The following is a 13314-nucleotide window of genomic DNA, read 5'->3' on the forward strand; positions in this document are numbered from 1 at the left end:
GATTGTGCCGAAAGAATTGACACATTGGCACATTGCTAGTGCTGCTTTGCAGAAAGGTGTCCCAGGACAGCTGGGAGAGATGATTCTTCGTGATTCGGCCCTTTTTTATCTGGGGGCTGTTGCTCATGATATTGCCTTTTACGATTTATCACAGCCTCCTGAAGCTCGCATCGAAGGTATAGGAAACCAACTCCATGGGGTAAATGGAGAGAATACCTTGTTTCCGTTGATTGAACTTACGAAAAGGGCTCTTGTTCAAGATAAGAAGCAGTCACTGCTGGTCTTCCTTCTGGGAATGCTGTCCCATCTTATTGCAGACAGCACTTTCCACCCAATGGTCTATTATATGAGCGGCAATTACTTTGCAGAGAGTGCTGAGGAGCGGGGAAAGGCAGTATTCCGACATCGTCTTTTCGAGACGGCTATTGATCTTTGGCTGGAAGCTGTTGATCCCCTTGAGTACCCCTCAGATTTAATTCATCTTTGGCGAGAAGCTGGGACAACTGGACAAGAAGCTCTGCAATTGCTGATCGATTATTATGCCGGGAAAAGTGACAAAAGCCTTGAAAAGCATTTTATGACGGCTTGGCGCAATCATCGCTTCCTTCAGACATTCTTTCGCTGGTCTACACCTCGAAGAATCTTAGCTCTTTACCGGCGGTTAGGGCATCCTACGGTTGAACAACAGGAGGCTTTATTTTATCCTCAGCGTTTTAATTTAGCCTTTTTGGATTCCCGTCTGCATTGGCAGCACCCGGTAACGGGAGAAACTTTTGAGATGACTATGAAGCAGCTTTTTGCTGAAACAGTGGAAAAGGTTGTCGCTTTGTTTCATCATTTAGGTTCAGAATCGATGGAAAAATGGCCTGATCTTTTACGGAGCTATCCCCCTTTGTCTCTAGACAGCGGTTTAGCTTATGTACCGGTGAAGAAGATGACATATTTTCGCCAGGAGCCTATTGAAGATCACTTGCGTCAGGAGCGAAGGAGATTTGTCTAGCTTTTAAGACCCCCACTTCTATAAGTCCTCCTTCGCCGCTAAGTATTCCTATTGGGAAAGGCGGCTCGGCAATAATGTTCACTGGACATTATTGTATCTGAAGCCCCGATGTTCAGCTTTACCTGATCAAGGTTCACTTCGTTTTAGGGATAATAAAAATAGATAAAAACTCCGAGAGACTCGGAGTTTTTGATTTCGGCTGGTAAATTAGTGTTAAGTTAGGTATAGTAAAAGTCATGGGTTATAGTCACTTGCTTGACAGTTAAAGCATATTAAAGATATGTGGCGGGCTTAAGTTCAGCTTCATTGCTGACTAACTTTGATAGTTATTCTCTGTCTGGGAATCGTTCATCATTCCCATCTCGTTATTGTTGTCATCTGAATCTGAGTAACCGCTTCCTCGTGAGACGATGGTGTAGCCATATTGTTCGGATTTGCGGCCCAACATAAAGGCTGCAATAAGGCTCAGGATAAAGAGTAATCCATGAGAATGGTAGTGTTGTCTTTGCCAGAACATAGTTTATCCCCCTTTCTTACGTTTTAGATTAGCCATTTTGGGGAATTTCATCCGGGGTAATATAAGGAAAAAACGAGGAGGTCCAGTTGTGCGTTTTGATAATTTGCTTTGGGATCTTGACGGGACGTTGACAGACCCCAAACCAGGAATAACTCGCTCTGTACAGTATGCGCTGCAAAAACTTGGTTTTGCCTATCCCCATGAGGACGAGTTAGAGTGGGTTATTGGGCCGCCTTTAAAAGCTAGTTTTAAAGTTCTTCTTCAGTCAGACGACGAAGACTTAATAACAAAGGCGGTCACCTTCTATCGCGAGCGTTTCCAAGAGATTGGAATGTATGAAAATATGGTCTACCCCGGTATTCCTGAACTTCTGGACTTATTAAAGGAAAAAGGCTGTCAACACTTTTTGGCGACTTCAAAACCGAAGGTCTTTGCGGAAAAAATTCTGCAGCATTTCTCTTTGAACGATAGTTTTTCTGAAATCATGGGCAGCGAATTGAGTGGGAAATTTGTGGAGAAAGAAGATTTAATCCGTGAAGTCTTAAAACGTGTTTCGCCTCAATCCCGGGCTAAAACGGTAATGATCGGTGACCGTCTCTATGATGTTCAAGGCGCCAGAGCGAACAGTATTAAGGTTATATCTGTGGGCTATGGTTACGGAACTTTTGAAGAATTGGAAACTGCAGCTCCGGACTATTTTGTTTCCAGTGTCCTAGACCTGAAACAGCTTCTTCAAGGTTAGATCATTTAATCCGATATCTTTTCAATGTCTGTCGGATGGTTTATAGGGTATCGTACTGCTGCATCAAGATAAACATAGTTTTCATCCTTATCCTGACGAACCATGCCTACGATGCCATGATCATCAATTGTTTTGAGGTGTTGATGAACAAAGTGCTGGTAAGCGCGTTCGTCCCAGGGATCTAAAAAATCAGTTACGGTATTTAAATAGCGTTCTACGGGAATTTTAAAATAGCGATGGTAAACTTGTAGTGTTGTTTCATTGGAATGCATTTCTATTCCTCCCTTAAGTGTTAGTCTGAGATATTTGCCATTAAACTATGTGTTAAAACCATAAAAGGGAGCGTGTATATGGACGAAGGACTTGAATATCACGAACACTCAGAGCTCTTAGAACCTCCTGAACGAAAACGCACCTTAAACTGGGTCGACTTACTGGCAGTTATGATTGGAATTGCCGTGATCTATATTATTCTGGCTTTGGGAACTGTCTGGTTGATGAAATGGTGGCCCAATGAATGGGTATTGATGTACTTAAATGCTTTTCTAACCCAGTTTTCATTTATTCTTTTGCTTTGGCTGGTTAAAAAGCTTCGACATTGGAAATGGTCCGACTTTGGCTGGCGGCCGGTTTTTCTGCGGAAAGCCCTGCCTAACATTTTGAGAATTTATGGGATTACCTGGCTTTTCAATATTGCCTATGCTATTTTCTTATATAAACAAGGAATGTCCCCGCCCACGACAGATGTCTATACTAAGCTTCTGGGACAATCTTCGGGAGCTGCCTTGGTTTTGAATTTACTTCTGGCAGGCGTTTTAGCACCTTTAGTGGAAGAGACCATGTTCCGGGGACTTATTTTTGGAAGTCTTAGAACTTATTGCGGTAAATGGACAGCTGCCGTAATTAGTGCGGCAATCTTTTCGGGACTCCATTTTCAGGCTTACGGTTTCATTCCGCGCTTTATTCTTGGGATCGCTTTAGTTTATCTTTACGATAAATACAAATCCCTTTATCCAAATGTTGCGCTGCACTCCTTAAACAATATTATCGCAACCTTAATTGCCGCTAAAATATCTTGAGCAACTACAAATATGGGTTGTTTCGAGAATTACCTGTAGAAGAGCCAAAGTATCTACTATTGCCTAAGGTAAGAAGTAGTAGAAGTTATGAACCTGGCCTGTATGCAGCAAATGCATAGAGTTGCCGGCCTTACCGAAATGATGGACTCACGCCTATCAGGTGAGGCATCTCTGACGAGATACCCTTGAGACATGCATTATGGGCTTGCCGGAAGCCCCTATCCTACTCGTTCTTAACGAAGTGTAGGTAGGGGAGGCTCACTCATTAAATAAAGGCGTTTTCACTCCACTATCTACTAGTGAAGCGAGAACGCCTTTATTATTTTTGTGTAATAGTTTTCCTTTGGAATAATTTTCATTTTGTGACAAACAATAAAGAACGTAAAAAAATCCGGGACTGCTATGCTTGACTGAGGGAGGGAGACTATTTGTCGAAATCTGAAACCTATTACCAATGGGCTCGCCGCAAAGGGGTATCCAGGAGAGACTTCTTTAAATTCTGCACTTTTATGGGAGCGATGCTGGGTTTAGAGGCCACAGAGTTTCCAAAAATCGTTTCGGCTTTACAATCGAAACCTCGCTTGCCAGTTATTTATCTAAACTTGCAGGAATGTACCTGTTGTGGAGAATCGTTTTTGCGTTCATCGCATCCATTAGTCTCCGATTTGATTTTTAATATGATTTCACTTGACTATATGGAAGTTCTCCAGGCCGCCGCCGGAAAACAAGCGGAAGACGTACGGTTAAAAACGATGAAGGATCATCCTGGCGGTTATATTTTGGTTGTTGAAGGCAGCGCGACTTTAGGGAATGGAGGAGTCTATTGCACTATTGGAGGTGTATCTTCAACGGATATTCTCAAGCAAACCGCTGAGGGAGCAGCTGCTGTGATTGCCTATGGGTCATGTGCCACAAACGCTTGCGTTCAAGGGGCTCATCCTAACCCTACAGAAGCTGTACCAATACGGCGAGTTATAAAAAACAAGCCGGTTATTGACGTTCCCGGTTGTCCTCCCATTGCCGAAGTAATTACGGGAACCATCGTACACTATCTTACTTACGGCGAAATTCCGGAGCTGACCAATCAAGGACGGCCTAAGGCATTCTACGAACATCGTGTCCACGACAATTGTGTTCGCCGAGCTTTTTTCGATGCGGGCCAGTTTGTTGAGTCCTTTGATGATGCCGGAGCGAAACAAGGGTGGTGCCTCTATAAAATGGGGTGTAAAGGTCCTACGACCTATAATGCCTGTGCCATCACTGAGTGGAATGATGGGGTAAGCTATCCGATTAAATCGGGACATCCTTGTATAGGATGTTCGGAAAACAACTTTTTTGATAATACTCCCTTCTATACTCATCTGGCCAAAATACCGAACAACGCCCTTGGTAAGGATGTCGATCAGGTAGGGATGGATGTGATCGGTGTCGCCGGTCTTGCAGTGGTAGCCCATGCCGGAATGACAGCAGTTGTAAAACACAGCGAAAAAAAGGCTAAAGAAGGTAAAGATTAGAAATTTCAATGTTTCGTTGGAAAGGAAGCGAACTATGACCACAAGAATCGTTGTTGACCCTATTACCCGAATTGAAGGACATTTGCGTATTGAAGCAGTGGTTGATGGTAATCGGATTACCGATGCAATCAGTGCCGGTACAGTTTTTCGAGGTATTGAAAAAATCGTTGAAAACAGAGACCCGCGTGATGTCTGGGCCTTTGTGCAAAGAATCTGCGGAGTATGTACTCATATTCATGCTTTAGCCTCAATTCGGGCGGTTGAAGATGCTTTGGACATACGTATTCCCAAAAATGCCAACTTAATCAGAAATATAATGACCGCTACCCAGTTTGTCCAGGATCATGTGATCCATTTTTACCATTTGCATGGTTTTGACTGGATCGATGTCCTAAGTGCTCTTAAAGCCGATCCTGTTCAAGCAAGTGCTTTAGCTCGTTCTATTTCCGATTGGCCAAAGTCTTCAGATGGCTATTTCCGAGATGTCCAAAATAAGGTTAAAACCTTTGTGGAAAGCGGGCAGCTTGGCATATTTGCCAATGCCTACTGGGGGCACCCGGCTTATCGTCTTCCTCCGGAGGCTAACTTAGTTGGTGTTGCCCATTATCTGGACGCTTTGTCCTGGCAAAAAGAAATAGCGAAGATTCATACCATTTTCGGCGGTAAAAACCCCCATCCCAACTACCTGGTTGGAGGGATGGCCAGCACTCTTAATATGAATGATAATGACGTTATTAATATGGAACGCTTGAATTTAGTAAAAACTAAAATTGATGAAGCTCAGGTTTTTGTTGATCAGGTACTCATACCGGACATTTTTGCCATCGCAACCTTTTATAAACAGGATCTTTATGGCGGTGGTGTGGGAAATTATCTGGCTTATGGCGGTATTCCAACGGTTGATATTCGCGAACCAGATAGTTTTCTATTTCCCGGGGGAGTTGTTCTGGATCGTAATTTAAGTAAAGTAGAAGAGGTTAATCTCAAAGATCCTCAACAAATTCAAGAATTTGTTCCCCATTCCTGGTATCGTTATGATGACCAAAAAGCCGGACTACATCCCTGGCAAGGAAAAACTGAGGTCGCTTATAATGGACCACTTCCGCCATACAGCAATTTGGACGAGAATAAAGGGTATAGCTGGATAAAAACACCTCGCTGGAAGGGACGCCCGGTAGAAGTGGGACCCTTGGCCCGCTTTGTTGTAGCCTATGCCAAAGGCAATCAGGAAATCAAAGGTTTGGTTGATGATGCCCTTCATCGGTTGAATCTGCCGGTAACAGCTCTCTATTCGACCTTGGGAAGGACCTTGGCCAGAGCTTTAGAGTCTAAATTTCTGGTAAATCATCTGGCAGGGTTTTACAGCGATCTAGTAGCCAATATTAAAGCCGGTGATAGTCAGACTTTCAACGGTGAAAAATGGGACCCGGAAAAATGGCCTTCTCAAGCCCAAGGCGTCGGCTTTGCTGAGGCTCCTCGCGGGGCCTTAGGGCATTGGGTCAAGATCAATCAAGGCAAGGTCAGTAGTTATCAAGCGGTTGTACCGACAACCTGGAATGCCTCTCCTCGAGATGCATCCGGTCAAAAGGGGCCCTACGAAGCTTCCTTATTGGATACCCCCATTGCCCGACAAGATCAGCCTTTAGAACTGTTGCGGACGATTCACTCCTTTGACCCATGTTTAGCTTGTGCTGCTCATTTGTTAAATCCTCAAGGGAATGATGTTCTCAAAGTTCGAGTGATTTAAGGAGGATTCTTAAGATGAGTATTCTTCGAAGCCAGGTATATGTTTGGGAATTTCCTGTGCGTTTTTTTCATTGGGTTAATGCATTAGCCATCACGATTCTTTTTTTAACGGGAATGTACATCGGACATCCTATTTTGGATACTCCAGGTGAAGCTGTTGGACATTTCTTTATGGGAAGAGTCCGTTATTGGCACGGAATATTTGCCTTTATTTTTATGGCCAACATGCTTTTTCGACTGTATTGGTTTTGGGCAGGCAATGAGTATTCTAAAATGAGACTTTGGAAGAAAGAGTTTTGGCGGGATGCTGTTACCACCTTTAAATATTATACCTTCATGACTCGAGAACACGTGGAGCACGTGGGTCATAATGCCCTCGCCCAGTTAATGTATTTCTTTTTTGTATGGGTCGGCGGTTTGCTCATTATGTTAACGGGTTTAGCGATGCGCGGGGGAGGAGATCCGAACGGAATAATTCAGACCCTTTTTGGCTGGGTGGTTCCTCTTTTACGCAATGAGTATCAGGTGCGTAATTTACACCATTTTTTGGCCTGGGGATACGCTGTCTTCTTAATCGGACACTTGTATATGGTTTTCCGCCAAGACATTTTAGATGATGACGGGACAATTTCTTCAATGATTAATGGCTATAAATTTGAACTCTCTTCCCATAATAAGAAAGCCAGGCCGTAGGTTTCAAAAGCGATCTATGGCAGAAGGGCAAAATGCCTACAGAACTGAAGCCGCACTAGAGAAAGTGGCATCAGTTCTGTTTCCTCGTTTTTAGGGCAGAAATAGAGGCAAAGTGTTGAATAGTTTCCCGAATAAAATTAATAATCTATAATAAGAATACCTTAATCAATAGGCAATAAAACGAAGGATTGTTTGGGCTCAAAGTCGTATGTTATAATTTGTGTAATATATTTAAAATAAAAGGTCTTTAATAGGATATTGTGAGATCGCCTTAATTTTATAAAACTATGAATATTCTTTGAACAGACAGGAGTATAATTGTGGCACATAGAAAACAACATGACCTGCAAATCGCTATTGATGGTCCTGCCGGAGCAGGAAAAAGTACGGTCGCTAAACTCGTGGCCAAAGGACTGAATTTATTTTATGTCGATACCGGTGCTATGTACCGGGCTATAGCGTATAAAGCTTTATCTAGCAGAATTCCCATTAACGATGAGGAACAAGTAAGTCAAATTGCTCAAAGAACTGAGGTGATGTTAGACCATTCCGATGAACGTCTCGTATGGTGTGATGGTCAAAATGTAACCCAAGCCATTAGAAATCCGGAAGTTTCCCGAGCTGTTGCAACGGTTGCTGCATATGCAAAGGTGAGAGAACGGTTAGTTGAGCTTCAACGTGTGGAGGCGGCTCGAGGCGGAGTAGTTATGGATGGCCGGGATATCGGCACCCATGTACTGCCGGAGGCAGATCTTAAAATTTTTTTAACGGCTTCAGCTGACGAACGAGCAAGGCGCCGGTGGATTGAACTCCGGAATTCCGGCCGCAATGTCTCCATTGAAGAAGTGGCTCAAGATATGGAGCGACGTGATCGTCAGGACATGGAACGGGAAGTGTCTCCTTTAGAACCTGCCCGAGACGCGAAAATTCTGGATACCACTGGCTTAAAGGTTGAGGATATTGTCACAGAAATCCTTCGTTTAGCACAGGAGGGATAGTAATGACGTTATACAACGTTGCTAAAGGAATGTTTCGCCTGCAATTCAAACTAATGGGGTGGAAAATTCAGGGGGTTGAGAATCTGCCTCTTGAAGGCCCGGTGATTTTGGCAATTAATCATGTTAGTATGTGGGATCCTATTGTGGCGGCCTCTAGTCTGCCGCGTCCTGTTCGTTTTATGGCAAAGGAGGAGTTGTTTTCTTTACCCTTGTTAGGAAAGTTGTTTAATACTCTGGGGGCCTTCCCGGTGAAAAGAGGACAAGGTGATATGAATGCCATCAGACAATCCCTGGCGATTCTGAAGGAAGGGCAAGTGTTGGGCTTGTTCCCCGAAGGAAAACGTTCAAAAACCGGGACAATACAAAAAGGGATGCCCGGGATGGTTCTTTTAATGGAAAAAAGTAAGGCCTCCATCCTTCCCATTAAAGTCAATGGAACGAAACATATGTTTACAAAAGGTTGGGGGAAGCTTTTCGTCGTTATTGGCAAGCCCTTAACTTCAGAAATGCTTAAGGCCCCGGCAGGGATCGACAATCGGCGAGAATGGATTGCCGACCGCATTATGCAGGCTGTTCTGGACCTGCAACTGCCTAAAGCCCAGTAGGTGAACTCGTTCAGCTAAAGCTGAACATCGAGGCTTCAGATACAATAATGTCCAGTGGACATTATTGACGAGCCGCCTTTCCCAATAGGAATACTTAGCGGCGAAGGAGGACTCTGCCCCACTTGAAGTTAACGAAGGACCTCCACACTTAAAAAGTGGGGGGGCTTAAAAACTGGATATACATTTGCTTTTAATAGGGGATGCGCACAGAATAAGCGGCTATTATTAGGAACGCCGCTTATTCTGTCGCATCTTTTTTAGCAGAAAGGGCAGGATAATTCAGAAAGAACCTTAGATAGAATCTAAAAATGTCATATTCCATAAAACTCGTTCAAATAGCAGGATTTTTGAGCAAGAGTAGAGAAAGAGTAGGGGACAAGTTCGTATAATTTTGTGGGAGGGTCTTGTTTTGATAGTCAAACGGGCAGATAAAGCCGGGTTCTGTTTTGGCGTAAAACGTGCTTTAGATATGGCAGAGCGAACCGTTGAAACATCGTCGGCAGTATCTCTTGGGCCATTGATCCATAACCAACAGGTTGTGAAACGTTTAGAAGAGCGAGGAATCCGAGTTATTAATGGGCTGGAAGAAGCAAAAGCCATCCAGGCTTTAATTATTCGGTCCCATGGCGTAGCTCCTTGTGTCTATCAGGAGGCGGAGAAAAAGGGTCTCAAGATCGTCGATGCTACCTGTCCCTTTGTGCAAAAAGCTCAGCGCTTAGCGGCTGAATCGGCTCAAAAAGGGCAGCAGGTCATTGTCATCGGAGACAAACTCCATCCGGAAGTGCAGGGGATTCTGGGCTGGGCCGGTGTACAAGCTATCCCGATCCAGACGGTGGAGGAGGCTCGTGAGCTTCCTGTTTACCCTCAGTTAGCAGTTTTAGCCCAAACGACTCAGTTGGCGGAAAGTTTTACCGAGATCGTCGAGGAATTAAAACATCATTCGGAGCATTTAACCGTTCATGATACAATTTGCAATGCTACGGCAGAACGTCAGAAGGCCGCCCGTGAGTTAGCGGGACTTGTTGACATTATGGTTGTTGTCGGTGGGCGTAACAGTGCCAATACACGTAAATTAGCAAGCATCTGCGCCGAAAGTACAAAAACCTATCTTATCGAAACAGCGGATGAATTAGAACCTGACTGGTTTGTCGAAGCCAAGAGTGCGGGCTTGACCGCCGGAGCTTCGACTCCAGATTGGATAATTGAGGAGGTTTTTAAGAAAATGTCGGAAATGAATGATGACGGAATGGACATGGCCAGTTGGGACGCTGGCTTTCAGGAACTTCATCTTGGTGCTCAAGTCACGGGAAAGGTTGTTAAAATTACGAATGATGAGGTCTTCGTGGATATCGGCTGGAAGTCCGAGGGTGTAATCCCTTTGTCGGAGCTAAAGGTAACCCGCCAAACAAACCCGGAAGATGTGGTTTCGATTGGCGATGAAATAACGGCGGTCGTTATCCGTGTGGAGAACTCAGAAGGACATACTGTCCTTTCAAAACGTAAAGCTGATGAAGCAAATGCTCAGGAATACCTCAAGAAATTAGCAGAAAGTAAGGAGGAAATCCAGGCAAAAGTCATTGAAGTGGTTAAAGGCGGTTTGGTTGTTGATGTGGGAATGCGCGGTTTTGTCCCGGCATCCCAGATACAATTAGGCTATGTTGAAGACTTAAATCAATTCTTAGGGCAAACCCTGCGTTTGCGCATGTTGGAGTTTGAACCAGCCAAACGAAAAGTTATTCTCTCCCAAAAGAGTATTTTGGAAGAAGAAAAAGCAGAAAAACGAAAAAATCTGTTGGAGACTCTCCAAGAAGGTGACATTGTTACGGGAGAAGTTCGCAGAATGGCCGATTTTGGCGTCTTTATTGATATCGGCGGGCTTGATGGACTCCTTCACATCTCAGATATGGCTTATTCGAGGATAAAGCATCCATCTGAGATTTTGAATGTTGGGGATAGGGTCGAAGTTCAAGTCTTAAAGCTTGACCAGGCAAACGGCAAGATTTCCTTGGGTTTGAAACAACTTAAAGAAAGCCCTTGGTCCCAAGCCGTACAAAAATATCCCGTGGGATCGACGGTAACGGGAAAAGTTGTACGTATTGTGACCTTTGGTGCTTTTGTACAGCTTGAGGATGGCGTGGACGGATTGATACATATCTCCCAAATTTCCAACAGGCGTATCAATAAAGTTGAAGAGGTACTTAAAGTAGGAGATATGGTCAATGCTAAGGTGATTGAATGTAACCCTGAAGCAAAACGGATCAGCCTTAGTATTCGCGAAGCAGCTGCAGACGCTGATAAAGCTCAGGATCAACAGGCTATGGCTGAACAACCGCAGGTTAAATCCATGACCATTGGAGACGCAGTAGGCGAAAAGCTTTCCTCGGAAAATAATAACGAGTAATAGTGTTCACTGGTATAAAAGTCTTGGTTTCGAAATGACTTCTTGCTCATAAATGCAGGGAGTCATTTCCTTCTACAAAACAGGAAGGTGATTAAACTGGTTAAACGGCGACCGATTTCACCTATTGATTTTCCTATTTTATTTTTAACCCTGGTGCTTCTCGCTTTTGGCTTGATTATGGTTTTGGACGCCGGGGCTGTCCTTGGTTTTAATGCAACTCAAAATTCCTATTATTATGTACTGCAGCAGCTTAAATGGGTTTGTATCGGCGGCGTCTTTGCGGCTCTTGCTATCAAACTGCCTTACAACTTCTGGCGCCGCTTTGCGGGGCTGGGAATTCTCGTGAGTGTTTTGCTGCTCATCGCTGTTATCTTCACAGGAGCCGGTATCGCTGCTAAAGGTTCAGCTCGCTGGATCTCATTTGCAGGTTTGAAAATTCAGCCTTCAGAAATCACTAAATTGACGCTTGTACTTTTTTACGCCCATATTCTGGACCGTTATCCAGTTAAAAAGGGGAAAGACTGGCGTGTGCCTTTAGGAATACTTTTGCCCCTTACCGGTGTGGTTTTAGCTCTTGTTTACAAACAGCCGGACCTTGGAACGGTTATGGTCTTGGGCCTGACAAGCGCCGTTATGCTGCTGCAGACGGAGCTCCCGACTCTGTGGTTTGTAGCTGCAGTACCTGCTCTCGGACTTCCTCTGATGTATTTTATTCATGGCTACCAATGGCAGCGAATTTTAGTTTGGCTTGATCCCTGGAAATATGCCAGCGATATTGGTTATCAAATTACGAATGCCGAAATAGCCTTCGGTTCAGGCGGTTTGTTTGGGGTAGGTTTAGGAAGGAGTTTGCAGAAGTATGGGTTTCTTCCCGAAAACCATACGGATATGATTTTTGCTATGGTTGGTGAAGAATTAGGGCTTGTCGGAACCTTTTTGCTGATTGCTCTCTTCGCAGTTCTCTTTGCCCGCGCCTTTTATGTTATTCGGGGATGTCCGGATCGTTTTGGCCGCCTTTTAGGTTTTGGCTTAATCTCTTCCCTGGCTATTCAAACAGCAATTAACCTCTCCGTCGTGACTGGCGTTTTACCCGTTACAGGGATAACCCTGCCCTTGATTTCCTACGGCGGGAGCTCTTTGGTTATCACGTTGACGGAACTAGGCATGATCTTAAACGTCACGCGTTATTGCCAAAAACCCCAAAGTAATAATAAAAGTAACAATCCCGGTATAACCAACGTCCCGGTGTAATCTCTTTCTAACTGGGAATAATAAGTCTAGGTTTTCCCATTAGAGGAGGAGTTCCCGGTGAATTTTCCTTTTGGAGAATGGATTCTCTTAGGTATAACCCTGGTAACCTTTGTTGAAAAGCAACGTTCACGCTGGTTTTTTTTGAAATTATCGGCCATCTGGCTCGGAGGGAAGTTATTCGAGATAGTCCTCGATTCATCAAGTGTTTGGCACTACCATTATGCTCGGCTGGCCGTTATCCTCTACCTTGGCGGATATGCCTGGAAACGTGCTCGGCGCAGAGTTTGGCCTCTGATTTTAACAAGCTTTGTCATAAGTATAGAAACCTTATTCCTTGTCAATGATCCTGGAGTACTTCCTTACAGTTCTTGGCTTTTTGCCCTCGCTCTTGTGTCAGTTGCTTGGTTAACTGCGAAATCCTATTGGGGAACAGTCTTGGCTTTAGTCGGAAGTGTTCTCTGGGATCAAGGCTTAGAACGATTTGTCTATGAGGGGATCCTCAGGCACGTAGATTTACCAGACCCTTTTATATGGAACTTTGGAGCACTTTTCTTAACGGTTTGGGCAGGATTGCTCTTAGCTTTAAAATGGAGGGCTAATGCACACGAAGTAAGGGTAATCCCTGCTCTCGATAGTCTAATATCTGCCCGAGACGAAGGAACTTTTGATCCTTCAAAGGACCAAGATCTCAGGTAGCATGTCCAATCTAAATATAGTATACTGTAAGGCAGTAAAGAACTGGGATAATATTCCCTGCTCTGATTGCTT

The 13314-nt window shown here is 44.2% G+C and carries 13 protein-coding genes; 11 read left to right on the forward strand and 2 right to left on the reverse strand.

Features of this window, described 5'->3' with window-relative positions:
* Positions 1-4 precede the first annotated feature (4 nt).
* Positions 5-1000, forward strand: coding sequence for a zinc dependent phospholipase C family protein (locus ACPUYX_RS04775; RefSeq protein ID WP_426378570.1), 996 nt, complete (start codon positions 5-7; stop codon positions 998-1000).
* Positions 1001-1313: 313 nt separating this feature from the next.
* On the opposite strand, the gene ACPUYX_RS04780 is transcribed toward ACPUYX_RS04775, so the two are convergent.
* Positions 1314-1517: a hypothetical protein gene (locus ACPUYX_RS04780; RefSeq protein WP_426378571.1), complete on the reverse strand. Its 204-nt coding sequence runs from the start codon at positions 1515-1517 to the stop codon at positions 1314-1316.
* Between the two features lie 88 nt (positions 1518-1605).
* Between ACPUYX_RS04780 and ACPUYX_RS04785 the strand changes: the two genes are divergently transcribed.
* Positions 1606-2259: an HAD hydrolase-like protein gene (locus ACPUYX_RS04785; protein ID WP_426378572.1), complete on the forward strand. Its 654-nt coding sequence runs from the start codon at positions 1606-1608 to the stop codon at positions 2257-2259.
* 5 nt (positions 2260-2264) lie between these two features.
* On the opposite strand, the gene ACPUYX_RS04790 is transcribed toward ACPUYX_RS04785, so the two are convergent.
* Positions 2265-2531, reverse strand: a complete 267-nt coding sequence (locus ACPUYX_RS04790; protein ID WP_426378573.1) for a hypothetical protein — start codon at positions 2529-2531, stop codon at positions 2265-2267.
* A 78-nt stretch (positions 2532-2609) separates the two neighbouring features.
* Here ACPUYX_RS04790 and ACPUYX_RS04795 point away from each other — a divergent pair, with 78 nt between their 5' ends.
* The 9 genes from ACPUYX_RS04795 (at position 2610) to ACPUYX_RS04835 (ending at position 13242) form a co-directional block, all read left to right on the forward strand.
* Positions 2610-3338, forward strand: coding sequence for a CPBP family intramembrane glutamic endopeptidase (locus ACPUYX_RS04795; RefSeq protein ID WP_426378574.1), 729 nt, complete (start codon positions 2610-2612; stop codon positions 3336-3338).
* A 428-nt stretch (positions 3339-3766) separates the two neighbouring features.
* Complete coding sequence (locus ACPUYX_RS04800) at positions 3767-4852, forward strand: hydrogenase small subunit (protein ID WP_426378575.1); 1086 nt, start codon at positions 3767-3769, stop codon at positions 4850-4852.
* 34 nt (positions 4853-4886) lie between these two features.
* Positions 4887-6599 carry a nickel-dependent hydrogenase large subunit gene (locus tag ACPUYX_RS04805; protein WP_426378576.1) on the forward strand — a complete coding sequence of 571 codons (1713 nt, stop codon included), beginning with the start codon at positions 4887-4889 and terminating at the stop codon, positions 6597-6599.
* A gap of 14 nt (positions 6600-6613) precedes the next feature.
* The gene (gene cybH / locus ACPUYX_RS04810) at positions 6614-7291 is read left to right on the forward strand and encodes a Ni/Fe-hydrogenase, b-type cytochrome subunit (protein ID WP_426378577.1); all 678 of its coding nucleotides are present in this window, start codon (positions 6614-6616) and stop codon (positions 7289-7291) included.
* Positions 7292-7611: 320 nt separating this feature from the next.
* The gene (gene cmk, locus ACPUYX_RS04815; RefSeq protein WP_426378578.1) at positions 7612-8289 is read left to right on the forward strand and encodes a (d)CMP kinase; all 678 of its coding nucleotides are present in this window, start codon (positions 7612-7614) and stop codon (positions 8287-8289) included.
* A 2-nt stretch (positions 8290-8291) separates the two neighbouring features.
* Positions 8292-8894, forward strand: a complete 603-nt coding sequence (locus ACPUYX_RS04820) for a lysophospholipid acyltransferase family protein (protein WP_426378579.1) — start codon at positions 8292-8294, stop codon at positions 8892-8894.
* 409 nt (positions 8895-9303) lie between these two features.
* On the forward strand, positions 9304-11295 hold the full coding sequence (locus tag ACPUYX_RS04825) for a bifunctional 4-hydroxy-3-methylbut-2-enyl diphosphate reductase/30S ribosomal protein S1 (protein ID WP_426378580.1): 1992 nt from the start codon (positions 9304-9306) through the stop codon (positions 11293-11295).
* 96 nt (positions 11296-11391) lie between these two features.
* Complete coding sequence (gene ftsW / locus ACPUYX_RS04830) at positions 11392-12546, forward strand: putative lipid II flippase FtsW (protein ID WP_426378901.1); 1155 nt, start codon at positions 11392-11394, stop codon at positions 12544-12546.
* Between the two features lie 57 nt (positions 12547-12603).
* Positions 12604-13242 carry a hypothetical protein gene (locus ACPUYX_RS04835; RefSeq protein WP_426378581.1) on the forward strand — a complete coding sequence of 213 codons (639 nt, stop codon included), beginning with the start codon at positions 12604-12606 and terminating at the stop codon, positions 13240-13242.
* The last annotated feature ends 72 nt before the right edge of the window (positions 13243-13314 follow it).

This window comes from Desulfosporosinus sp. SYSU MS00001 (assembly GCF_049943955.1).
Taxonomy (GTDB): domain Bacteria; phylum Bacillota; class Desulfitobacteriia; order Desulfitobacteriales; family Desulfitobacteriaceae; genus Desulfosporosinus.

What these genes read in the sequence shown, in the direction of transcription:
- ACPUYX_RS04805 (WP_426378576.1), top strand. Translation starts at nt 4,887, where the DNA reads ATGACCACAAGAATCGTTGTTGACCCTATTACCCGAATTGAAGGACAT.
- ACPUYX_RS04780 (WP_426378571.1), bottom strand. Translation starts at nt 1,517, where the DNA reads ATGTTCTGGCAAAGACAACACTACCATTCTCATGGATTACTCTTTATC.
- ACPUYX_RS04820 (WP_426378579.1), top strand. Translation starts at nt 8,292, where the DNA reads ATGACGTTATACAACGTTGCTAAAGGAATGTTTCGCCTGCAATTCAAA.
- ACPUYX_RS04795 (WP_426378574.1), top strand. Translation starts at nt 2,610, where the DNA reads ATGGACGAAGGACTTGAATATCACGAACACTCAGAGCTCTTAGAACCT.
- cybH (WP_426378577.1), top strand. Translation starts at nt 6,614, where the DNA reads ATGAGTATTCTTCGAAGCCAGGTATATGTTTGGGAATTTCCTGTGCGT.
- ACPUYX_RS04790 (WP_426378573.1), bottom strand. Translation starts at nt 2,531, where the DNA reads ATGCATTCCAATGAAACAACACTACAAGTTTACCATCGCTATTTTAAA.